At 60.3% G+C, this 23,981-nt stretch carries 9 protein-coding genes and 1 pseudogene; 5 read left to right on the top strand and 5 right to left on the bottom strand.

Annotation, left to right across the window (positions count from 1 at the left end):
- Nucleotide 1: 1 nt before the first annotated feature.
- Together V1283_RS13040 and V1283_RS13035 are read right to left on the bottom strand one after the other, a co-directional pair.
- Nucleotides 2-3,691, bottom strand: a complete 3,690-nt coding sequence (locus tag V1283_RS13040) for a hypothetical protein (RefSeq protein WP_334386886.1) — start codon at nucleotides 3,689-3,691, stop codon at nucleotides 2-4.
- A 210-nt stretch (nucleotides 3,692-3,901) separates the two neighbouring features.
- Entirely contained in the window at nucleotides 3,902-5,215 is a 1,314-nt protein-coding gene (locus tag V1283_RS13035; protein WP_334386885.1) for a sensor histidine kinase, read from the bottom strand.
- A 340-nt stretch (nucleotides 5,216-5,555) separates the two neighbouring features.
- On the opposite strand from V1283_RS13035, the gene V1283_RS13030 reads away from it, so the two are divergent.
- Together V1283_RS13030 and V1283_RS13025 are read left to right on the top strand one after the other, a co-directional pair.
- Nucleotides 5,556-5,891 (top strand): hypothetical protein, encoded by a 336-nt coding sequence (locus V1283_RS13030; protein WP_334386884.1) that lies wholly within the window; start codon nucleotides 5,556-5,558, stop codon nucleotides 5,889-5,891.
- A 961-nt stretch (nucleotides 5,892-6,852) separates the two neighbouring features.
- Complete coding sequence (locus tag V1283_RS13025; protein WP_334386883.1) at nucleotides 6,853-12,300, top strand: trifunctional serine/threonine-protein kinase/ATP-binding protein/sensor histidine kinase; 5,448 nt, start codon at nucleotides 6,853-6,855, stop codon at nucleotides 12,298-12,300.
- Nucleotides 12,301-12,415: 115 nt separating this feature from the next.
- On the opposite strand, the gene V1283_RS13020 is transcribed toward V1283_RS13025, so the two are convergent.
- Nucleotides 12,416-13,102, bottom strand: a complete 687-nt coding sequence (locus V1283_RS13020; RefSeq protein ID WP_334386882.1) for a response regulator transcription factor — start codon at nucleotides 13,100-13,102, stop codon at nucleotides 12,416-12,418.
- 453 nt (nucleotides 13,103-13,555) lie between these two features.
- Here V1283_RS13020 and V1283_RS13015 point away from each other — a divergent pair, with 453 nt between their 5' ends.
- Nucleotides 13,556-14,143 (top strand): AraC family transcriptional regulator, encoded by a 588-nt coding sequence (locus V1283_RS13015; protein WP_334386881.1) that lies wholly within the window; start codon nucleotides 13,556-13,558, stop codon nucleotides 14,141-14,143.
- A gap of 414 nt (nucleotides 14,144-14,557) precedes the next feature.
- Entirely contained in the window at nucleotides 14,558-20,422 is a 5,865-nt protein-coding gene (locus V1283_RS13010) for an AAA family ATPase (RefSeq protein WP_442895737.1), read from the top strand.
- Nucleotides 20,423-20,580: 158 nt separating this feature from the next.
- On the opposite strand, the gene V1283_RS13005 is transcribed toward V1283_RS13010, so the two are convergent.
- A complete protein-coding gene (locus V1283_RS13005; RefSeq protein ID WP_334386880.1) occupies nucleotides 20,581-20,934 on the bottom strand; it encodes a nuclear transport factor 2 family protein in 354 nt (117 codons plus the stop codon).
- A gap of 1,509 nt (nucleotides 20,935-22,443) precedes the next feature.
- Here V1283_RS13005 and V1283_RS13000 point away from each other — a divergent pair.
- A complete protein-coding gene (locus V1283_RS13000) occupies nucleotides 22,444-22,962 on the top strand; it encodes an LLM class flavin-dependent oxidoreductase (protein ID WP_334386879.1) in 519 nt (172 codons plus the stop codon).
- A 610-nt stretch (nucleotides 22,963-23,572) separates the two neighbouring features.
- Here the strand turns inward: V1283_RS13000 and V1283_RS44705 are convergent.
- A pseudogene (locus V1283_RS44705) lies at nucleotides 23,573-23,707 on the bottom strand (IS5/IS1182 family transposase); the annotation flags it as partial.
- Nucleotides 23,708-23,981 lie beyond the last annotated feature (274 nt).

Genomic DNA, 23,981 nt, shown 5'->3' with positions numbered 1-23,981 from the left:
GCTACGACCCGCTTTGCCCGAACGTGAAAATCGGATCCGGAATATCGCCGCCAAAGAGCTTGGATTGCCGTTTGGACTGCCACTTCTTGATGCGCGATTCGACACCATCGTCGATGGTGGTCATGAAGCGCGCGAAGACCTCGCCCGGCGATCCGCATTCCGTGTGCCACAAATCAAAGCGACCGTCGACGATCTTCGCGAATAGGACCGCATCGCTCCAGAACTCTTCAGGACTCGTGGTGGCCTTCATCTCCCTGTACCAATGCCGTGCCCATTCGTTCCTGCGATAGGCATACGTCGCTGCCTGGTGGGCCTGCCCGATAAACCCATCGCTGCCCTCGAACCGCTGAAGCGCTTGAGTTGCGTGGTCGTTCACGTCAGAAAATCCGCAGACAAGAAGAGCCCGCGCCGTCTTCGCCGGCTCTTGCCTCGCCAACTTTTCGTCGACGTATTCCTGGATGAACGCTTGCGCTCCGGCCTCATGCGCGGCAAGAACCTCCGAGGCAATCAAGGCGTCGTTCGCGGCTTCGTCGAGGCGGGTGAAGCACAACTTGCGTACTTCCGGGATCGAAGCGCGGGACCAAGCTGCAACCGCCTCCGCGGGAATACTCGATACGCCGATGACGCGGTTTACGAACGGCCGAAGTGAGGCCGTCCGACCGAACAGCTGGGCAGAGCCTGCTGGATCGCTCGGCGCGATCGCCCTCGCGAGCCCCGTGGCAAATGCATGCATCGCGCGGAACACGCCATCGCCGACGGCGAGCAGCGATTGCTTCCAGCTCTCCGCAAGAGACGGATTCCGGGCTACGATCGCATCGAATCCTTCCCAGGAGAAGTCGTCCAGGATGATGCGCGCGTCGGCAAGAGTAATGCGTTCGACAAATCGATCGAACGCCTGCCAAGAACGCTTTTGTCGTTGCTGAAGCGCGTCGTCGCTTTCTCCTAGAATCTCGAACGCCTGCTGAATGTCTGGAGCCGGCTGGTCCACCAGGGATAGAAGCGGCGGCTCTTGCCCCTCAGTCGCGGTGACCGGCTGCTGCACTAAGGGGAATTGAGGAATGTCATTCACGCCGATCGCACGGTGGAACGCGATATCGACCCTATCAGCGACCGATTTGGCGCCCTCATCGTTCAACCGAGCTGCGAAGCCGTAGAAGTTTGGCCCCATGCGGCCGACGGCCTCGGCGGCGCCGATCAGTCCTAGGTCGGCAGCCACAAGCAAGCACCGCGAACCATACCAGATCTCACGATGGCCGTTCTTCGCGTCGCAATTCGCGGCGTCCCAGCCTGTTGCCAGAAACTGCCTCAACAGATCCGGGTCTCTAGACCGCGCAGTGAGCGCCAATGCTCTCATCCGCATTCCTTGATCGGCGGATGAAAGCAGAGGAACCAGCCGAGACTTCGCCGCGCTCGACAGCGGGCTTCTGCTGAATTGAGCGAAGCTTACGACCATCGCCAATCTGTCGTTATCGTGGGATGTGAGTGCGCGGTCTAGAGCAGCGTCTATCTCCGCCTCGCTGGCGGGCGACGTTGCTTCCAACAGATCGAGCAGTGCCTCATTGCCTCCGCCGGCTTCTAGAGCCCGGAGCTGCTCTTCACCGCTCCGGTGCGGGAAGGCCGCGCGAAGGGCATACTGCTGCACGAGCCACTCGTCCCGGATCCCGCCTTTGTCAGTCAAGAACTCGGATGCCGGCGGCGCAGAGCCGATGGAAATCAGTCGGGTCACGGTGTCCGGCTCTAGAATTGCGCTATCCTTCAACAGCGCGATCATGGCCTGCCTCAGGGGCAAGACGTCGGTCCGTTCGAGCGCTTGCCGGGCGAACGCGCGGCGAAGTTCGATGGCCGTCGCCGGCTCGAACCGGGCGAGAGCGGGCATCGACCTGGTCACCATGTGATCCTGAGCGGTCATGCCGCGGCCCGTGCTCAGCTCTGCAACATCGGCGTTCCTGCTGACCGTAACGATCGCATCGATGTTGGCGGGCGCTTGTGTAGTCGGGTCGCAAGGATCGACCGCGCTGAAATGCGGATCGTGCCAGGAAGAGCGCGGCCGGTTGGGGTCGAGAGCTTCGAAAACGGCATGCGCCCGCGCCGCATCGTCGGGATCGCCGGTCGCGCTCAACATCGTGACCGCGGCGTGCTTGGCCGTGTTCGACGCCTCCGTCGCCAGGAATGGCTCGCAAGCGATCCGGACGGCATCGCGCATCCTCGACCAATCGACCGCGTTGAAGCGCATGAGATGTCGGAAATGCTTATCCGGCCCGTCGAAGTCCCGATTTAACGAGGCGGCGAAGGCCCATCCTATGAGCGCAGGGACGGCAGCTTCAAGGGGCTTTCCCGCTAAGAGCTCAAGGGCATATGAATGGAGCTGAGGCAGACCTTTTCGCGAGTCTTCCGTCAGTTGCCTGCTGATAAATTCACGCTCAGGCTGGGACAACGCCGAGCGGCGGGTCTCGAGGCCCTGCCGCAGCCGCTCCAATTCCGCGGCTTCCTTTGCCGGATCGCGGCCCGAATGACGGAACATGCCGACCTCGGGCGCCAGAGAATGGCGACACAGCCATTCTTGCGACTGCCGAGCTATCTCCGCGGCGTGCTTTGGGCCTGCCGATGCGGAAAGCAGCGCCAATATCAACCATCGGACGTTCGGCAACCTCACCTTCGAAAACGCGGCGTCGTGCGTCGCCCTCAAAAACGGTTCTGGGGAGCGCTTCGCCATTGCCTCGAACGCCGGATAAACATCATCGGATACGTTCTGCAAGCCGACGAAATATTTCGCCAGCGCCGCCTGTACTTCCGCGGGGCAACCTTCCTCAAGAAAGGAAATTTGCAACGCGGCGAAGACCACGGCAGAGGTCTCCGAAAGGGCACTGATCGGCTCCATCACCTCGGCCAGCTTGGCCTCGGGGTCTCGACCGGCTCGCCGTTCCTTGCGAAGAACGCTCGTCAACGCCAGGCCGAGCGCCAAGGGAAGTCCTTCCTTCCGGATGGCGTACAGATCGCTTTCGCCTTCCACCGGCTCGAAGAACCGGCTTCTGGAGACCGCGTTGAGTTCCTTTCCCAGGTCGAAGATCGTGAGATCGTCATGGTTTTGGCTTTTCAGCCGCTCGAGCATCTCTTCGGCATGCGACTTCAGCGTCTTCGCGAAATCCCGCGCAGAACCGGCGTTTGCCGGGTCAGCATCGTGCCGACGGAGGTGCTCGAACAGCAATCGCCCGACGGTCAATTCATCGACACGTTCGATTTCCTTGGCGTCGAGAAGTTCGACAGCGATCCCGAGGATCCTCGGATTCCGCAGAAAGGTGAAAACCTCGGCTGCCAGGACGTCCGACTTAATGCCCTTGGCTTCGAGAATGGCCTTGAGCTCGGCCTCCGACCAGTCAGCGACTATCACACGATCGAATGGCGTCGTCACTGTCCAGCGGATCTGGGAATGATGCCAGTTATTGGTCGTGACGATCAGCCGGCCGCCTATCTCCCCCAGAAAGCGGGCCATCGCGTCGATCCAGCGCGACCAGGGAAAGCTATGCCCCTGGTTGAGCCCGTCGACCCAGACCACAAGCCGGATATGCTTCGGCGCGGGGTTCGTCCGCCAACCCGCAAAGCGACGTTTCCAACGCTTGCGTATGGCGTCTGTCACGACCTCGCCGGTCTGCGACGAAAGTTTCGATATGAGCAGCTCTTCGAGGTTACGCAAACGGCTCCCGGCCTTAGCGACCAAGCACACCTATGACCTTATTTTCGGAGTACCATGACTCCGGTCGAACCGCCCCAACCCCAGGATACCGTTTAGCCCGGGACGGCCTAACCAAACATGAGGTCCGCTTTACCCTCAGCAGCGGACGTTCGTCCGCTATCCGTTAATGTCCCTAAGTGCCAAGAAGCGACATCGATCACGGACGGCAGCTCAGTCAGTGGGGATCGTAAACTGAAAGAGAGCACCCTGCGGTTCGCACGGGATCGCCCACAGCCGTCCGCCGTGGGCTTCGATGATCGAGCGGCAGATCGACAGGCCCATGCCCATGCCCTCGGGCTTGGTCGTGTAGAATGGCTCGAACAGACGCGAGAGGCTCTCCGGGCTCAGTCCCGGGCCAATGTCCCGCACACCGACGCGCACGCCACCTTCGGACGGAACGGCATCGATGCTGATCTTTAATTCGCGCGCGCCTTCCCCAATACCACTCATGGCCTGAATGGCGTTAACGATTAAGTTCAGCATCACTTGTTGCAGTTGGACCCGATCGCCTTGGACACACGGCAAGCCCTCCGCAAATTGCGTCCGCACCGACACGCGATTGTTTACGGCCTCCGTACGGGTGAGAGCAATAGTCTCAAGGATGGCATCGTCGATCGCTACGGCGTCCTTTCGTGCGGGCACCTTCCTAATGAGCGCACGAACTCGCTCGACGACCTCACCTGCGCGATTCCCCTCCTTGACAATCAGAGAGAGCGCGTCATCCACCTCGCGAAAATTCGGCGGATCCGCGCTTAGGAAACGCCGAGCGGCTAACGCGTATGTGACTGCCGCTGTGATCGGCTGGTTCACTTCATGGGTGATCGAGGCCGTCAACTGGCCCATCGTCGCGACGCGGTTGGCATGCGCGAGCGCCATCTGCGCCTCGCGATATTGCCGCTCGCGGCGGGTGCTCTCCAAGGCAATGGTGGCTTGCGCAGCGAAGTCCCTGAATAAGGAAATCTGTTGGTCGGTGAACGGCTGCACCTGTGTGCGGCCCAGAGTAATTGTCCCGATTATCTCATGGTCTTTGAGCAACGGCACAATCAGGGTCGCTCGATAACCTGCGTTCACCGCCGCGATCCTAGAGTGATCCCGATGATCGCCTTCAAGTGCTGCCAAGTCGGGGATGTGAGCGGGTAACCTGCTTGTGGCTGTTCGACTCTGTAAACTCCCCTTTTCTGCGAGCGCGGGGAATGATGACCACAGGTGACTAACCAAAAGAGGGTCCCCTCGCATCGCCACGAGACGAAGGCCGCTTTCTTCGGAGAGACGTAAGGTGACTACGTCTGCTCGACAGAGACGAGTGGCGCTGTCGAGAATGGCGTCGAAGATGGGCTGCAAGTCGTGCGGCGAGTTCGCAATGGCGCGCAGCACTTCCGAGATGGCCGTCTGTTGCTCGATGAGTTCGGTCACCCGATCTTGCAGCTCGGAGCGGGACCGAACGAGGTGCCGCATGACTCCTCCCGGCAGGTCTTTCTCGTTCATGCGCAGCCGTTCGTCAGCTTGTCACCACCTCAATATGCGCACCCGTACCAGCGTCCTCGGCTTTTTGATCGCCTCATCGAGGGGCCTCATCGCGGGGGCGATCATCTCGGATCGCGACTGTGCCGCGAAGACCTGCCACTATATTGAATGAAAGTGTCGTAACTGGAATGTTCGTGCTACCGCGTCCGGTTTGGGTCTAACTCAGAAGTCTGAGTGTGCAACTGGGGAGTCCGCTTTGCCCTCAACAACGGGCATCGTCAGCAGACCTGTCAGGTCCGAAAGTGCCATGAGCAGCGACGGCTTCGTCTACAATGAGGCGACCTAATGAGAGGATCGCAATATGTCGCTGCGGCGTTTGGATGATTTCTCACCATCGCGCAGGCTAAAACGTTCGCTTCCGCTGGTCGGAGAATCTGGTCAATTTTCATGGTTCAGTCGGCGACAATTCCACCATCTTCTTTTCCGCAGCGTCGTACACCTTGACTTGGAGCATCGGAAACTCGGCTTTGAGATCTCTCGCCCTTTTCCGTGCCGCTTCAAGCGTTGGAAATACCGTCTTCATCCGGCCATCGACTTCCAAGCCAAAGCCCTCGGTCATCACAAGGTCAGCGCGTGTGACGTTGCGGGTTGCGGCTCGTCCGGTATCGTCAGAGGCTTTTTCATGGCAACTCCTTAGGTTGCCCCCTCCCTATCTAATCACTGCCCTCCTCGATAGAAGAGCAACGCCTTTCGCGAAGTTTTCCTGGTCGTTCAATTTTCGACTTTTTCAGCGTGTCGGTCGACCATCAGATTCTCGTCAATGCAGACTCCACTTTTCCCCGACAGTGGACGTTGGTTTAGCGACTGCGCGGAACAAGTTGATGTCTGAAATACGCGACATGGCATCTCATCTATAAATGAGAGAGGCCGCCAACTGAGGCGGCCTTACTACCTCAGGCGGTTACGGTCCAATGCGTCCTTAATCTCGAAGACGACAATCGTCACGATGGTCGTCACTACGATAGGTCCGGCCAATATTGCCACTAGCGTAAGCATTTTTTCAGCGGGGCGGCTGGAGGCCGGGAGAGGAAAGCCATTCCTGCATGCGAAGCTGTCTCCGCCTGCCGGGCTTGGCGAATGAGCTTTTCCCGCTCAATTCCTGGTGGGGTGCCTTTGGCTTCTTTGCGCAGGCGTTCTGCCTGCTCCTTCAATCGTTGATCTAGTGGTGCAGACTGTTGGAAACTGCGTCGCTGCATGGCGCTGCTTCATTCCTGAGGAGGCGGGAGCGCAACCGGCGTTCTCATCACCGATGGAAGCCGATGGCGGGGCGGTGATTGGGACAATCTGGCATGTCCGCTGGCCGACATAGTTGTCAAAATTGCTCACATTGCGAAATCGTCCCCTCAACGTGGTTTGCCCGCGCCAGCGGGTCCCCTTCGTGCCATCACCGGAAGTCAGTTGATTTCTCGATCACTTCGTCGGTGCATTCTTGCTTGCCCAAGCATCTCGGCTCTATAAGCCAGAGGCCCGCGAGGTTCTCATCTAGCCACAATATTGGCACCGATCGCATTTTTTGGGTGCCTGTTTTTGGGTTGACGGGCAAAAGCAAACGTAACCTAATCAATGCCTTAAAGTAATCCTCCTACCAGGAGGCCTTCTTGAACGAGCTCTCGGGCTACATATTCTCGTCGCTGCGGGAGGGCGACATCGCTCTATACCGGGGCTCTGGCAACGGCTTGACGCCGATCCTGCTTGTTGCCGCAGAAGGAACCTCGCCCGGTTGCGTCGAGCGACTTGAACACGAATATGCGCTCAAGTCCGAACTTGACGCCGACTGGGCGGCTCGACCCGTCGCGCTTACGCACGATAACGGCCGTATGACGCTGGTGCTTGAGGATCCCGGCGGTACGCCGCTCGATCGACTGCTTGGCCGGCCACTGGACGTATCGCATTTCCTGCGCATCGCGATCCCGCTCGCGGGCGCGCTCCGCCATGTGCATGAGCGTGGCCTCATCCACAAGGACATCAAGCCGGCAAATATCCTGGTGGACTCGGCAAGCAGCGGCGTGTGGCTGACGGGGTTCGGCATCGCTTCGCGTCTGCCGCGCGAGCGCCAAGCCCCCGCGCCACCGGAGGTGATCGCGGGCACGCTCGCCTACATGGCGCCCGAACAGACCGGCAGGATGAACCGCTCGGTCGACTCCAGAAGCGACCTGTACGCGCTGGGGGTCACCTTTTACGAGTTGTTGACCAGCGCGTTGCCCTTCACCGCAGCTGACCCGATCGAGTTGATCCACTGTCACATCGCGCGAGAGCCCGTCCCGCTGGGCGAGTTTGCAAGGGCGGTGCCGGCCCCACTTTCGATGATCGTCATGAAGCTTCTCGCCAAGACCGTCGAGGAGCGCTACCAGACCGCCGCGGGAGTCGAGGCGGATCTCCGCAAGTGCCTCACCGCCTGGGAGTCGATCGGCCGGATCGAGCCGTTCCCGCTTGGTCTGCAGGACGCGTCGGAGCGGTTGATGATCCCGGAGAAGCTCTACGGACGCGAGAGCGAGATCGCCACCCTGCTTGCCGCCTTCGACCGCATCGTGATGCATGGCGGCTCGGCGCTCGTTCTGGTCTCTGGCTACTCGGGCATCGGCAAGTCGTCGGTCGTCAACGAGCTGCACAAGGTCATCGTGCTGCCTCGCGGCATCTTCATTTCGGGAAAATTCGATCTGCGCCTCAGGGACACCCCCCACTCGACATTGGCTCAGGCGTTTCAGGGACTGATTCAACAGCTACTGAACGGCCAGGCGGACGACATCGCCCGCTGGCGAGACGCGATCAAGGAAGCTGTCGGCAATCAGGGCCGCCTGCTGACCGACCTCATTCCCGACCTCGTTCGACTGATAGGCCCACAGCCGACCGTAGCGGTCCTCTCGCCCGTCGATGCCGAACTGCGGTTTCAGACCGTGTTCCAGCGGTTCGTCGGCGTGTTCGCGAGGGCGGAACACCCGCTCGTCATTTTCGTCGATGACCTGCAATGGCTCGATCCGGCCACGCTGACGCTCATCGAATATCTCCTCCTCCATCCCGACACACGGCACCTGTTGCTGATCGGCGCATATCGCGACAATGAGGTCGACTCGGCCCATCCGCTGATGCTCAAGCTGGAGGCCTTGCGCCGGGCCGGTGCGAGGTTGGATCAGATCGTTCTCGGCCCACTCTCAGTCGACAACGTCAACCAATTGCTGTGCGACACCTTGCGGCATGCGCCAGACGAGATGCGGTCTTTCGCTGAACTGGTGCACAGGAGAAGCAGCGGCAATCCGTTCTTCGCCGGGCAGTTCCTCACAAGTCTGGCAGAAGAAGCGCTGGTCGAGTTCGATCCGCGCTCGCGGTCGTGGACGTGGAATTTGGACGCTATCGTCGACAAGAAGTTCAGCGACAATCCAGTGGACCTGATGATCGGCAGGTTGCGCCGTCTTTCTCCGGAGGCCCAGGAAGCGTTGAAACTGCTCGCCTGCCTGGGCAATCACGCTGACTTTGCGACCTTGGCAAAGCTGCGCAGCGAATCCGACGAGGCGATGCATGCGGATTTTCGCGACGCGGTCCGTGCCGGCGCCGCCATCCCCCGGGAGGGAAGCTATCGGTTCTTCCATGATCGGGTTCAGGAAGCCGCCTATGCGCTGATTCCGACGGAAGGTCGCGCCGAATTCCATCTGCGGATCGCACGTCTTCTTGTCGCGGAGACCGTGCAGGAGAGGATCGCGGAGAAGATCTACGACCTCGTCAACCAGCTTAACCTGGGCTCAGCGCTCATTTCCGAGTGGCCCGAGAAGCTGCGCGCGGCCGAACTCAATCTTGTTGCAGGGCGGAAGGCGAAAGCCTCGACCGCCTATGCCTCGGCCTCCAATTACCTCGCAGCAGGCATCGCCATTCTGTCAGACGAAGGGTGGCAAAGATCCTACGACTTGATGTTGGGCTTGTTCCTGGAACGGGCAGAATGCGAGATCCTCAACTCGAACGTGGAACAGGCCGCGGGACTCGTCGAGGTGTTGCTGATCAAGGCGCAATCGAAGATCGATCAAGCCGAGATCTGTCGCCTGCGCATGCTTCTTCAATTGAGGCAAGGCAACTACGCCCCGGCGGTGCGCACGGCGCTCGAATGCCTGCGAACGTTCGGCGTCGACCTGCCGGACTCGCCGACGCCGGAACAGATGCGAGTAGAATACGAGGAGATGCGCCGGACCCTCGGCGATCGCCCGATCGAGAGCCTGGTTGACCTGCCGATGATGGACGACCCGGAGATACGGGCTGTCATGAAGCTTTTCAGTGCATTGGGCGAATTGGCATATCACGCCGACGGCGATCTGTTCCAAATGATTTCCTGCTGGATGGTCAAGCTGACCTGTCGCCATGGCACAAGCGAGTACTCCACGATCGGCTACGGCGCGATCGCCGTGGTTCTTGGTCCGGCATTCCATCGCTTCGCAGACGGGGAGGCCTTTGCACGGTTGGCGGTCGCAGTCGCCGAACGATACGGGTTCAGCGTGCAAAAGGCGGGCGCACATTTCCTCATGCAAATGGCGGTCCTCTGGACGCGTCCAATCGAAGATGCTCTGACCTGCCTCGAGGCTGCGATCCGATCCGTCGGGGAAACCGGCGAGATGGTTTACGCCTGCTTCAACCGTCAGCATCGCCTCACCGATCTGATGGCGCGCGGCGATCCTCTCGACCAGGTGTGGCTCGAGTCGGCAGGCGCGCTGGATTTCGTCCGCAAATACAAGTTCGGCCAGCTGGTCATTTTGAGCATCCAGGGTTTCGTGCAAAGCCTTCGCGGCGGAGTGGGGAGCGGTGCGCCCCTCGACGAGGCGGCGCTCGAAGCCCGGGTGCTCCGGGGCGGCGTTCCTCTCGTTGCCTGCTTTCTCTGGATCCTTCAATTGCAGCGGCACGTCTTGCTGGGCAACGCGGAGAGAGCCCTTGAGTTTGCCGCCAAGGCGAAGCCGATTCTCTGGTCGGCGCGTCTCAATCTTCAGTCGATGGATTACTGCTTCTATCATTCTCTTGCCATCGCCGCGGTCTTTGAAGCGGCCTCGCCCGAGAGACGGGCGGACCTTCGCGAGGATCTCATCGAACACCTGGCATCGTTTCAGCGATGGGCGGAGAGCTGCCCGGCGACGTTCGCGCATAAACACGCCCTGGTCTCGGCGGAATGGGCACGCCTGGAAGGGCGAGACATCAAGGCCATGCAGCTGTACGAACAGGCAATTCGCTCGGCCGCGGAGCGCGGCTTCCTCCAGGACCGGGCGCTCGCGGGCGAACTGGCAGCTCAATTCTATCGCCTTCGCGGTCTAGACAAGGTGGCAGATACCTATCTGGACGAGGCCCGCGACTGCTACGCCCGCTGGGGAGCCCTTGCTAAGGTCGCACAGCTCGACCAGAGCCACCCCCGAGTCCGAAAACAAGCACCATTGGCCCCGAGGCCGACCATCGAAGCGCCGGTCGAGCAGTTCGATCTCGCCATGGTCATCAAGATGTCGCAGGCCGTGGCCGGCGAGATCGTGCTCGAGAAGCTGATCGAGACGCTGATGGTAATTGCCGTCGAGCATGCCGGGGCCGACCGCGGCCTCCTGCTCCTTCCGCACGGCAGCCGATACCGGATCGAGGCGGGAGCGACGAGCGGTCGCGATGGCGTCAGGGTCCGTCTTGTCGAAACGCCGGTGACGCCATCGGAATTGCCCCTGCTGATCCTTGAGCAAGTCATCCGCACTCAGAGCCAGGTGATCCTCGATGATGCCCGCGGACAAAGCATGTTTTCCGAAGATGAATACATGAGCCGCAAACGGGTACGGTCGCTGCTTTGCCTGCCGTTGCTGAAACAGGCCGAGCTGATCGGCGTCCTCTATCTCGAAAACAGCCTGGCGTCGCATGTGTTCACGCCGGGGCGGATCGCGGTGCTCAAGCTGCTCGCCTCACAGGCAGCAATCGCGCTGGAGAACGCCCGTTTGTACCGCGACGTCGCGGAACGCGAGGCGAAAATCCGGCGATTGGTCGACGCTAACATCATCGGGATTTTCATCTCGAGTCGGAAGGGTGAAATCATCGAAGCCAACGACGCGTTTCTCAGGATGGTGGGATACGACCGGGAGGATCTCGCCGCGGGCAGCATGCGCTGGAACGATTTGACGCCGCCGGAATGGCGCACCAGCACCGCCAGCGCCCTGAAGGGAATGGACACGACCGGGGCGGTCCAACCCTATGAAAGCGAGTACGTGCGCAAGGACGGCAGCCGCGTGCCTGTGCTGATCGGTTCGGCCGGATTCGACGAACAGCGAGACCAGGGTGTGGCGTTCGTGCTCGATCTGACCGAGCGCAAGCGGGCAGAAGAGGCGCTGCGGCACATGCAGATGGAGCTGGCGCACGCCAACCGCGTCGCCACCATGGGTCAGCTCTCGGCCTCGATCGCTCATGAAGTGAAACAGCCGATCACAGCGGCAGTCACGTACGCGTTAGCCGCTCGGCGTTTCCTGAGCGCGGAGCCACCGAATTTTCGCGAGATGGATGACGCGCTGTCTCTTGTTGTCAAGGAGGGGAATCGCGCTGGCGAGGTCGTCGGGCGAATCCGCGCGCTCATCAAGAAGGCGCCCGCACGAAAGGACGCCGTAGCGATCAACGATGCCATCCTCGAGGTTATTGCTCTCACCCGTACAGAGGCCGCAAACAGTAGCGTCTTGGTGCGGACGCAGTTAGCGGAGGGTTTGCCGCATGTCCAGGGAGATCGGGTCCAGCTGCAACAGGTACTGCTTAACTTGATCATCAATGCCGTCGAAGCGATGCGCGACGTCGGCGAAGAGGAGCGAGAATTGCTCGTCAGCAGCCGTAACGAACCGGATGGCGTGTCAGTCGAGGTGCGAGATTCGGGTCCAGGCTTCGCGCCGGCGGCTCTTGAGCGCGTGTTCGAGGCTTTCTACACGACGAAGCCTGGCGGTTTGGGGATGGGCCTGTCGATCTGCCGGTCGATCATCGAAGCGCACGGCGGCCGATTGTGGGCGAGCGCGAACCTGCCCCGCGGCGCCAGCTTTCAATTCGCCCTGCCGGCGATCGCAAACACTGCGTCGTGAGTGGAATGCCGCTTCGGATCAAAGACGTGGCAGACGTCGAGTCTAGCAGGCACCCTGATCATCGGTGGTGAGACGCAATGGGACCATTACGGGAGATGCAGGCTGAGCGTCTGCGCTAGGCAACGCGACCCGGGCTATGTGGCTTTGTCGGCGTCAGTTGCAATTGGTCGGCCATGCGCGCCAAGTCAGGCAAGGACGATGCCCGCATCTTACGCATTACTTGGCCACGATGAACTTTTACCGTGATTTCGCTTACGCCGAGATCGGCTGCGATCTGCTTGTTTAACCGCCCGGTGACCACGACCGCCATGACCTCGCGCTCCCGCGGCGTCAATGTTTCGAAACGAACTTTCAGCCCTGCCATAGCTCGTTCCTGCTCAAGCCGCGCTCGATCACGGGCATGACCGAGCTGAATCGCTTCAAGCAAATCCTGCTCTCGGAATGGCTTTGTCAGGAATTCGATTGCGCCACCCTTCATTGCCTGCACCGACATTGGAATGTCACCATGTCCGGTGATGAAGATGATTGGCAGCTGTCTATTGGCACCTGCTAGCACTCGCTGCAGTTCAAGTCCGCTCTGGCCGGGAAGCCGCACGTCAAGCACCAGGCAAGCAGGTCCTTCTGGCCGATCCGCCGCGAGAAATTCGCTCACCGAACCGAGTAGGCTGACCTGAAAGCCCGCCGATCGAAGCAGCTTGCCTAGTGAGTCCCGCACTCCCGGATCATCGTCGATGACCATCACTGTTGGCGGTTGGTCATTGGCCCGTTGCTCTACCACATGTTCCCTCATCGACATGCGCATTAGCTTTGCCAGTCCGCCATGGAGCATAGCGAGATTATCGCGTGGGCGATAGAGGGGACGACCAGCCCAATTCGGCTCCAACGGATCGCAGCCATCGGCGACCTGGCCGGTTGAAGTCGGCAGTATTCTGCGTCAGGCGCCAGCTGCCCACCCGAGTCGAACCGACTAAGCTGGCAGCGCACAACCTTCGTATAGTGCGCACATTCCCATTTGGTACTCGATCGTTCCGCTAGTTCAATAGTGAGCGCCAATGCGTGCCATTATGGTGAAGTTCTCCTCCCTTGAGGCCGATCACTCCCTGCGGCCTACCGTGCCCCTCCAGCGCAGTCCAGCTGGAGGGGCTCTTGTGAGCTAACAGGGGCCAGGGTGATAGGAAGGTCGATGCCTGTGACGCAGCTTGCTCCATGGACCACAAGATTTCTGCCCCTCCGAAGCCAATCGTTGAGTTCCTTAATGGAAGGACTTCAAACTACCGGACCCGCTTCTTCTTTGGCAGCGGACCAGCAGTTCCACTTCGTTGCGAACAGCCTGGCCAAGCTGCTTGAAACCGCGACGCGAGAGCTCGCGCGTGATCGGGAAGCAGCCAAGGCGTCGCTGGTCATGGCATCCCACATCCTGCAAGCGGAGATCGAGCGCTGTGCGGGCGTTAACGACTCCAGAAGGGGCGGTCTGGCGGCTTGGCAGGTCGTTCGCGTGCGAGCTTACATTGACAGCAATTTACACCGCACCATTCATATCCAGGATCTCAGTGCGGTCGCGCGTCGGAGCAAGGCGCACTTCTCTCGGAAATTCAAACTGGCTGTTGGCGAGTCGCCACACGCCTACGTGGTGAGAAGGCGTCTGGAGAGAGCCTGCCACCTGATGATGACCAGCGCGGCACCGCTGAGCGAAATAGCCTTGAGCGTTGGCTTTTCGGATCAAGCGCATCTATGCAGACTCTTCAGACAGGCCTTTGGTCAAAGTCCGGCCAACTGGCGACGCGAGCGCGAAATCCCTTACGAGATCACCTTAAGAACCGGCATGGACGAGAATATCCCATGAGGTAGCGCTCTCGTGCGACAAGCTGGATGAGGTGCGCGATCGTCAAGCAGAGAGGAAGCTCCAAGAATCACATCTTGACCCATAGCAAGCATGTCGGGCGAATCCGCGCGCTCATTAAGAAGGCGCCCGCACGAAAAGACGCCGTAGAGATCAACGATGCCATCCTCAACAGTCGCGGCTGCGACTTCCGTTTTGTGCCATCACCGGAAGTCAGTTGATTTCTCGATCACTTCGTCGGTGCATTCTTGCTTGCCCAAGCATCTCGGCTCTATAAGCCAGAGGCCCGCGAGGTTCTCATCTAGCCACAATATTGGCACCGATCGCATTTTTTGGGTGCCTGTTTTTGGGTTGACGGGCAAAAGCAAACGTAACCTAATCAATGCCTTAAAGTAATCCTCCTACCAGGAGGCCTTCTTGAACGAGCTCTCGGGCTACATATTCTCGTCGCTGCGGGAGGGCGACATCGCTCTATACCGGGGCTCTGGCAACGGCTTGACGCCGATCCTGCTTGTTGCCGCAGAAGGAACCTCGCCCGGTTGCGTCGAGCGACTTGAACACGAATATGCGCTCAAGTCCGAACTTGACGCCGACTGGGCGGCTCGACCCGTCGCGCTTACGCACGATAACGGCCGTATGACGCTGGTGCTTGAGGATCCCGGCGGTACGCCGCTCGATCGACTGCTTGGCCGGCCACTGGACGTATCGCATTTCCTGCGCATCGCGATCCCGCTCGCGGGCGCGCTCCGCCATGTGCATGAGCGTGGCCTCATCCACAAGGACATCAAGCCGGCAAATATCCTGGTGGACTCGGCAAGCAGCGGCGTGTGGCTGACGGGGTTCGGCATCGCTTCGCGTCTGCCGCGCGAGCGCCAAGCCCCCGCGCCACCGGAGGTGATCGCGGGCACGCTCGCCTACATGGCGCCCGAACAGACCGGCAGGATGAACCGCTCGGTCGACTCCAGAAGCGACCTGTACGCGCTGGGGGTCACCTTTTACGAGTTGCTGACGGGGACGCTGCCCTTCACGGCTACCGATCCGGTGGAGTGGGTGCACTGTCATATCGCGCGGCAACCGATGCCGCCGGATGAGCGGGTCGCGGGCGTTCCCGAGCTGCTCTCGGCAATCGTGATGAAGCTTCTCGCCAAGACCGGCGAGGAGCGCTACCAGACTGCCGCTGGTGTTGAGGCCGATCTTCGGCGCTGCCTGGCGGAGTGGGAGTCGCATGGCCGGATCGAGCCCTTCTCGCTCGGCGGTTGCGACGTATCGGACCGGCTTCTGATCCCGGAGAAGCTCTACGGCCGGGAGCGCGAGATCGACACTCTGCTCGCTTCCTTCGACCGGGTCGTGGCGAACGGCACGCCGCAACTCGTACTGGTGTCCGGATATTCGGGCATTGGCAAGTCCTCCGTGGTGAACGAGCTGCACAAGGTGATGGTGCCGCCGCGTGGGCTGTTCGCGTCCGGCAAGTTCGACCAGTACAAGCGTGACATCCCCTATTCGACACTGGCGCAAGCCTTTCAGAGCTTGATCCGACCACTGCTTGGCAAGAGCGATCCAGAGTTGGATGGATGGCGCGAGGCTTTTCGCGAAGCATTAGGCCCGAACGGGCGGCTTATCATAGACCTGGTTCCGGAGCTGAAGCTCATCGTCGGCGACCAGCCGCCGGTCCCTGAGCTGCCGCCCCATGACGCGCAACGCCGCTTTCAGCTGGTTTTCCGGCGCTTTCTCGCCGTGTTTGCCCGGCCGGAGCACCCGCTGGCGCTGTTCCTCGACGATTTGCAATGGCTCGACTCCGCAACGCTGGACCTACTGGACGATTTGTTGAGCCAGCCGGACGTGCAGCATCTGATGTTGATCGGGGCTTACCGGGACAACGAGGTCAATTCCGCCCATCCTCTGATCCGCAAGCTCGAAGCGATCCGCAAGGCGGGCGCGGTCGTGCACGAAATTATCCTTGCGCCTCTCGCTCCTGAAGACTTGGGGCGGTTGATTGGGGATGTTCTCCACTGCGAACCCGAACGCGTCACCGCGCTGGCAGAACTGATCCATGAGAAGACGGCGGGCAATCCATTCTTCGCCAATCAGTTGATTTCTGAACTCGTCGAGGAGGGTTTGCTCTCATTCGACTATGGTGAAGGGCGATGGTCATGGGACCTGAATAGCATTCGCGCCAAGGGTTATACCGACAACGTCGCAGATCTCATGGCGGCGAAGCTGAGCCGTCTGCCGCCAACGACTCAGAAGGTTCTCGGCCAGTTGGCCTGCTTGGGGCATGCTGCCGAGTCGGAGACGCTTGCGCTGGTTCACGAGGCGAGCGACGAAGCGACAAACGTAGCGCTGTGGGAAGCTGTTCGGGCCGGTCTCGTCCTTCGTTCGGGCGGCACGTACGCATTCCTCCACGATCGCGTCCAGGAGGCGGCCTATACGCTCATTGTCGAGGACGAGCGGGCCATGGCGCATCTTCGCATTGGCCGATTACTTGCCGCGCGCACCCCACCGGGGCACCTCGAAGAGAACATCTTCGACATCGTGAACCAGTTCGACCGTGGCGCGGCGCTGATCAGCACCGAGCGGGAGCGCGAGCAGGTCGCCACATTCAATCTCATGGCAGGTAAGTGCGCCAAGGCGGCAACCGCCTACGCCGCAGCCCTGCGGTATTTTGTCGTCGGACGCTTGCTGCTGGAGGAGAATGGTTGGGAGCAGTGCTACCAGCTCACCTTCGACCTCGAACTCAACAGGGGCGAGTGCGAATACCTGACCGGGGAATTGGCGGCAGCGGAAAAACGGCTCTCGCAACTATCGACGCGGGCACGGACCATTGTTCACGCCGCCGCGGGCACCTGCGTGCGCATCAATCTGTATACGACCCTCGACCGGAGCAACAGGGCCGTCGAGGTAGGGCTGGAATATCTCCGCCGGGTCGACGCCCGATGGCCGCAGCACGCGACAGCCGAGGACGTCCAGCAGGAGTATGATCGGCTGCGGCAACGGCTCGGGTCCGGCTCGATCGAGGGGCTGCTCGACCTGCCGCTGATGACCGATCCCGACCGGCGCGCAACCATGGACGTGCTCACGGTACTAACTTCGCCCGCCTTGTTCACCGATTTGAATCTTTTCCGCCTCGTTGTCGGCCGGATGGCGAGCCTCAGCCTGGAGTACGGCAACAGCGACGGATCGTCCCTTGCGTATGCATGGCTGGGTGGTGTGCTCGGGACACACTTCGGCGACTACCAGGCAGGGTTCCGCTTCGGCAAGCTTGGCCTGGATCTGGTTGAGAAGCGTGGCCTTGATCGGTTCCGAGCTCGTGTCTACCTGGTTTTCGCTGTCCATGTCGCGCATTGGACACAGCCCTTGGCCACGAGCCGCGCCTTCCTGCGGCGCGCTTTCGAGGCAGCACAGGAAGCGGGCGATCTTTCTTATGCCGCTTACAGTTGCATTGACCTGACGGCGAACCTCTTCGCCTCCGGTGCTCCACTCGACCAAGTCGAACGAGAGGCCGAAATTGGGATAAAATTCGCCCAGGACGTGGGCTTTGGTCTTGCCGACAACAATCTCACTGTACAGTTGAGGCTGGTCCGGACGTTGCGTGGACTGACAGTGGACTTTGTTTCCTTCAATGACGCAACGTTCGACGAGAGCCGCTTCGTGCAGCGATTTGAGAACAATCGCGAGCTAAGCATTTGCGCGTGCTGGTACTGGATTCGCAAGCTGCAAGCCGGCGTCTACGTGAGCGACTCCGTAGCTGCGATCGCAGCCACAACGAAAGTCACCCCACTGCTATGGACCACGCCGACGCAAATTGAGCAATCTGAATACCAGTTCTATGGTGCCCTTGCCCTGACGGCGCGGTGCGATAAAGCTCCAGCCGAGGAGCGATCCCAGCATTTGGCAGCGCTGGCGGATCATCACAGGCAGATCGCGGTCTGGGCTGAAAACTGCCCGGAGAATTTCGAGGACCGCGCTGCACTGGTGGGCGCTGAGATCGCCCGGATCGAAGGCCGCGCGCTCGATGCCATGGACTTTTACGAACAGGCCATCCGTTCGGCCCGCGCCAACGGCTTTATTCACAATGAGGCGCTCGCTTACGAACTGGCCGCGCGCTTCTACGCCGCGCGGGGCTTGGATGAAATCGCGCATCTCTACCTGCGAAATGCTCGATACTTCTATGCGCGCTGGGGGGCCGATGGCAAGGTGCGGCAGCTTGATCAATCGCATCCGCAGCTCAAGCATGATCCGCCTGTTGCCGGCCCGACCAGCACGATCGGGGCGCCAGTTGAACACCTTGACCTCGCAACCGTGATCAAGGTCTCGCAAGCCGTCTCGAGCGAGATCGTTCTCGAAAAACTGCTCGACACGCTCATGCGCACCGCGATTGAGCAAGCGGGTGCCGAGCGAGGTCTGCTGATTGTTTCACAGGAAAACGAGCAGCGGATCGCAGCGGAAGCCATAACGAGTGGCGATACAATCATCGTGCGCCGGCCTGACCAGTCCGTGACCACAACGGCGCTGCCGGAGGCGCTCGTCCGGACCGTCCTTCGCACGCGGGAGGCTGTGATACTCGACGATGCCGCGGTTGAACCCGCCTTTGCCGCCGATCCCTACATTCGGCAGCGCCAAGGCCGGTCCATTCTCTGCCTTCCTTTAATCAATCAGAGCAATCTCATCGGCGTGCTCTACCTTGAGAACAACCTGGCCCGCAGGGTCTTCGCGCCAGCCCGGATCACGGTACTGAAGCTGCTCGCCTCGCAGGCGGCAATCGCGCTGGAAAATGCGAGTTTGTACCGCGACCTCAGCGAACGCGAAGCGAAGATCCGCCGCCTGGTTGACGCCAACATCATCGGGATCGTCATCTGGGAGCTTGGAGGTCGGATTCTGGAGGCCAATGACGCGTTTCTCCGCATCGTGGGATACGACCGTGACGATCTCGTCTCGGGCCGCCTGCGCTGGACCGACCTCACACCGTCGGAATGGCTCGACCGCCATGAGCGATGGTGGATCCCGGAGCAAAAGATGATGGGGAGCGTGCAGCCGTTCGAGAAGGAGTACGTCCGGAAAGATGGCAGCCGTGTGCCCGTGCTCGTCGGTGTAGCGAGCTTCGAAGAAAGTAAGGATCATGGAGTCACTTTCGTCCTCGATCTTACGGACCGCAAGCAAGCTGAACTAGGTCTGCGCGAGAGCGAGCAGCGCTTTCGCACGCTGGTACAATTCTCCTTCGACGTGTACTGGGAATCCGATGCGCAGCATCGCTTCATCCGTCAGGAGTTCGCCGAAGGCCTTGCAGACCCGCCGGCGCCGGGCTCTGAAATCGGCAAGACAAGGTGGGAAGTGCCCTACTTGGAGCCTGACGCGGAGGCCTGGCGCAAGCACCGGGAGACCCTCGAGGCCCACCTGCCTTTCCGTGACTTTGAGCTCGCGCGACCCGACGCCGACGGCGGCAAGCGCTACATATCTGCTTCGGGCCTGCCGGTGTTTGATAAGGCGGGGCGCTTCACCGGCTACCGAGGCGTCGCGCGGCACATCACTGAGCGCAAGCGGGCAGAAGAGGCGCTGCGGGACATGCAGATGCAGCTGGCGCACGCCAACCGCGTCGCCACCATGGGTCAGCTCTCGGCCTCGATCGCCCATGAAGTGAAACAGCCGATCACAGCGGCAGTCACATACGCGTTAGCCGCTCGGCGTTTCCTGAGCGCTGAGCCACCGAATTTTCGCGAGGTGGATGACGCGCTCTCTCTTATTGTCAAGGAGGGGAATCGCGCAGGCGAGGTCGTCGCGCGAATCCCCGCGCTCATCAAGAAGGTGCCCGCACGAAAGGACGCCGTAGCGATCAACGATGCCATCCTCGAGGTTATTGCTCTCACCCGTACAGAGGCCGCAAACAGTAGCGTCTCGCTGCGGACGCAGTTAGCGGAGGGTTTGCCGCATGTCCAGGGAGATCGGGTCCAGCTGCAACAGGTACTCCTTAACTTGATCATCAATGCCATCGAAGCGATGCGCGACGTCGGCGAAGAGGAGCGGGAGTTGTTCATCAGCACCCGTAACGAACCCGATGGCGTGTCAGTCGAGGTGCGAGATTCGGGTCCAGGCTTGGCGCCGGAGACTCTCGAGCACGTTTTATCGCGGCCTTCTTACACGACGAAGCCTGGCGGTTTGGGGATGGGCCTGTCGATCTGCCGGTCGATCATCGAAGCGCACGGCGGCCGATTGTGGGCGAGCGCGAACCTGCCCCGCGGCGCCAGCTTTCAATTCGCCCTGCCGGCGATCGCAAACACTGCGTCGTGATGCTGCACTCGTGAGCCGTCCTAAAGAACAGGCGACCCGACCGCGAGTTCTGCTGTGGGTCACGAACGGCTAGCGTCCCGTCCTGATGCGACCTTGGCAATACCGAATGTGTCGCGCTCAAATTGATGTCACGGCATGCTGCGCGCGCGTCACAAAGGTCAGGTGTCGAAAAAAATGTAGAGACTGGTGATCCGTTCGTGCTTCACCGTGATCACATCCCGGCCCTTGACGACGGGGTTACCTTCTTTCCCCGCGAGCGCCCAACTGTACGTAGACATGTCCCCCGTTGTCTGGATCGGGCCGGTGACCGCGAGGTCCATTCCCGGCATCTGCGCCTGTACCGCTTTAATCGCATATTCAATGCCCGCAAAACCAGAGAGCCAAGCCGCCGGCTCGCCGATGACCACGTCTTCTGCATAGATTGACGGGATGCCCGTGACGCGATCAGCGGCGTTTCGAGTGTTCCAGATTTGCAGGTGGCGATCGACGATCTTTGCGACGGAATTGGACATGTCTCACTCACGCTTATGATGCAAGGCGTCTAAGATCCTCGCGGATGCGTAAAATCACCCGCTGAGTCAATTCAAAACCTTTCCATACGGCCGGGTGAGAGCGCGCGATGGTGAGTAAGCAAGATACAAGCCTACCATCTGCTTGGGCTCCTTGGCGGCTTGTGCTCGGCACGACAATACAATCCCAGTTCGGCGCGCTTCAATTGCGCGGTGCACCCGGTCTTATGCACCAAGGCAGTGGCGCTAAATCCAGGAATAGGCCGTCCGGAAGACGCTCAGTCCCCCCCTTGACCCAGTTGGCCAGTTCGCGGCGCGACTGATAGCGCTGCCGCTAGACCTGGAGGGTCTCGCCCAACTGGGTCAAAAGGCCCTGTCCATGATGATTTATCATCGATTGTGCTCTCTCTAAATATTCCTTGCCTCGTTATGAGATCCGGAACGTCATAAAGCCCTCGCGCGGTACTCTGGCAGCTGGTCGAAGGCGATTTGGAGCCAGCCTACCCAATTGCGGTCACTTTCCCTGTGAGCTCTGAAGCGCTCGACGCACTTCTTGGAACAAAGCGGCGTTCGCCACGAGTAGTGCCGGACGAGACCAAACTTGCCATCACAAACTGCGCATCGCGCGGCTCTGCCAGATCTAAGACTTTCGGAGCAGTTGGGCATTGTAGTCTCCTCTTGGTATTATCGTCGCTGTTCGTCGATCATCCTTTTCTCACCGTCGCACTTCATGAGCCTTTGCGCTTTTCCAACGCACGCAGCCTAAGACGATCGCGATCAGCGCCTCAATTGCACGTAGGTAATCGTCCGGCATCGAAAGGTGTCACGGAACGATACAAAGGTTTATGGCACTCGCCCCAGAGTCGACCACTTCCGCAATGGGTCGATAGTGTTGAAAAAGTCGAAAATTGAACGACGCCGAAAATCTCGCAAAAGCCGATTCTTAGCCGACTGCACCACTGCAATACTGCGTAGCGCCCATACGAAGCTCCGTGGATCCGTTGGAGATGGGCATTGTTCGGCAAGATCGGGTATTACCAAAAAATCGGCATGCTCGGCAGCGATCCTCGCGAATGTTCGCTCGATTGCTCCTGACTTGCCGGGTCCTCGACCGGCTCCCCAACGATAGTGAAACCAAGACCTTCGGCCGCATCGCGCAACGCGTCGCCGTACACGCTACGCCAGTAGGAGGCTGGGGCGAGAACGTGCGACGCGGGAAGCCCGAGGAGCAAACTCTCGAAACAGAGATAAGCGCTTGCCATAGAACTCGGAACTAGCTTGATCAAGGTGAAGAACCGAAGTCATCCGGCGATAGAAAGAGTCAAGGAAGCATTCGCGTGACTGACCTCAACTACGGCGCCGTAGACGGATTGGTGACTGCGCACCGCGCCAATAGACTATGACACCGCGCTCGCGTAAGGTGTGTGTGGCTGCAGGGCTGGTCACTTTGAAGAGACGGTCGCATTTCCTTTTGGGAGACGCCGCCGCCAATATTCGATGGAGGACATGCCTATGACATCCCGCCTGCGTTTCGGCGTTTTTCTCGCGCCCTTCCATAAGCCCGGCATTAATCCGACGTTAGCCCTACAGAACGATCTGGATCTGGTCGCTTGGCTCGACCGCCTCGGTTTCGATGAAGCGTGGTTTGGTGAGCACCATTCCGCCGGTACGGAGATCAGCGCGTCGCCCGAAATCATGATCGCGGTTGCGGCCGAGCGCACGCGTCACATCAAGCTTGGCACGGGCGTCGTCAGCCTCTCCTACCACAATCCGCCGTGGGTCGCGGAACGCATCGTGCTGCTCGACCACCTGACCCGCGGGCGCACGATGTTCGGTGCCGGACCAGGCTCGCTGCCGACTGACGGCATCATGATCGGGGTCCCTCAGTCCCAGACGCGTGACCTCCTCGAGCAGAGCCTTGACGTCATCATGAGGCTGCTGGCAGGACCGGCCTCGATGCGGTCGAAGTGCGAGAGATCACCGTCCAACGAACGTTTGTTGACTTCGAAGAGTTTTGGGCGACCAGCATGATGGCCGCGACCGTTAGCGAAACAATCGCGACGATGGCTCTTGGTGATGCTGAATTGCTCAAAATGCGAATGCGCGCACGGTTGCCTGCGGATGTCGCAGGGCGCACCACCCACGGTGCCCGCGCGAATGCTATAAGCGGGCGCGTGCCAAAGTAACGCGCAAGCTGATGTCTCCTTTGGGTGAATCGCGTCGGTTCGGTGATGTCCGAGTCACTTTCGCGGTAGGGACGCGAGTTACCTCGCGCCCACCGGGTCACCGGAGACGGTCGCCCGCCTCCGGTTCCCACAGAACGCAGCGTGCGGATTTACCGCACTACGCTCTTCGGCAGTTGGTTCACAGCACTGCTAGCGCCTGCAGCTTCCCGTATGGGAGGCGCAGTTTTGGTGTCAGCAACGGTGTCCGCTCTTTGATTTGGTTGAAGGCGTCCCAAGTGAGGCGACGGCCTGCCCAGCTGCGGCTGCACAACATCTTGCGCCAGTAACGCTCGACGACCCGATAGACTTTTACGAGGCTCCGGAGATTTCCGGCGACGCCGTAGTAAGCAGTCGGCCGTGAAGAATCCTGGATTTTCAGGCTGGATTGACCCGGGGAAGGTGGCGATGATTTGCCACAACAAGAGCCTGAGCCAGCAGATCAGGCGGCGGAAGTTATAGCCGACGGCGGCGAGGACGGCGTTGATGGCGTCGCCTTCACGATGCCAGAGGTAGTTGCGGCCCATGCGGTGCTCGGATTTGAGGTGGCCGATGGCCCATGTCGATGATCGCGTCCAGCCGCGAGCGCAGAAGATCGGCTTGTCCCGTCTCTCGTCGTTCCCTTGGTCGCATCGCTCCCTCCGATGCGATGACGGAATCACGGCTCGCGATTCGACGGAATCCTCAAAAATGAAATTGCAAGCTTTTGGGCAGTCAAAGCCCCAAAGCTTGCAATCTCAAAGCCAATCTCGCCCGGAAAATCGATTCTTGATCAACCGCTTGGATGGTTCTTCACGGACGACTAAGCATAGTGGCCGCGAAGGACGG

Origin of the sequence: Bradyrhizobium sp. AZCC 2262 (assembly GCF_036924535.1) — a bacterium.
In the GTDB taxonomy this organism is placed as follows: Bacteria; Pseudomonadota; Alphaproteobacteria; order Rhizobiales; family Xanthobacteraceae; genus Bradyrhizobium.
Note: the sequence above shows the minus strand (reverse complement) of the source record. Positions and strands in the feature narration are given on the sequence as shown.

Coding starts and splice junctions, on each gene's coding strand:
- V1283_RS13030 (WP_334386884.1), top strand. CDS start 5,556: ATGTCGCTGCGGCGTTTGGATGATTTCTCACCATCGCGCAGGCTAAAA.
- V1283_RS13005 (WP_334386880.1), bottom strand. CDS start 20,934: ATGTCCAATTCCGTCGCAAAGATCGTCGATCGCCACCTGCAAATCTGG.
- V1283_RS13000 (WP_334386879.1), top strand. CDS start 22,444: ATGACATCCCGCCTGCGTTTCGGCGTTTTTCTCGCGCCCTTCCATAAG.
- V1283_RS13035 (WP_334386885.1), bottom strand. CDS start 5,215: ATGAACGAGAAAGACCTGCCGGGAGGAGTCATGCGGCACCTCGTTCGG.
- V1283_RS13015 (WP_334386881.1), top strand. CDS start 13,556: ATGGAAGGACTTCAAACTACCGGACCCGCTTCTTCTTTGGCAGCGGAC.
- V1283_RS13020 (WP_334386882.1), bottom strand. CDS start 13,102: ATGCGCATGTCGATGAGGGAACATGTGGTAGAGCAACGGGCCAATGAC.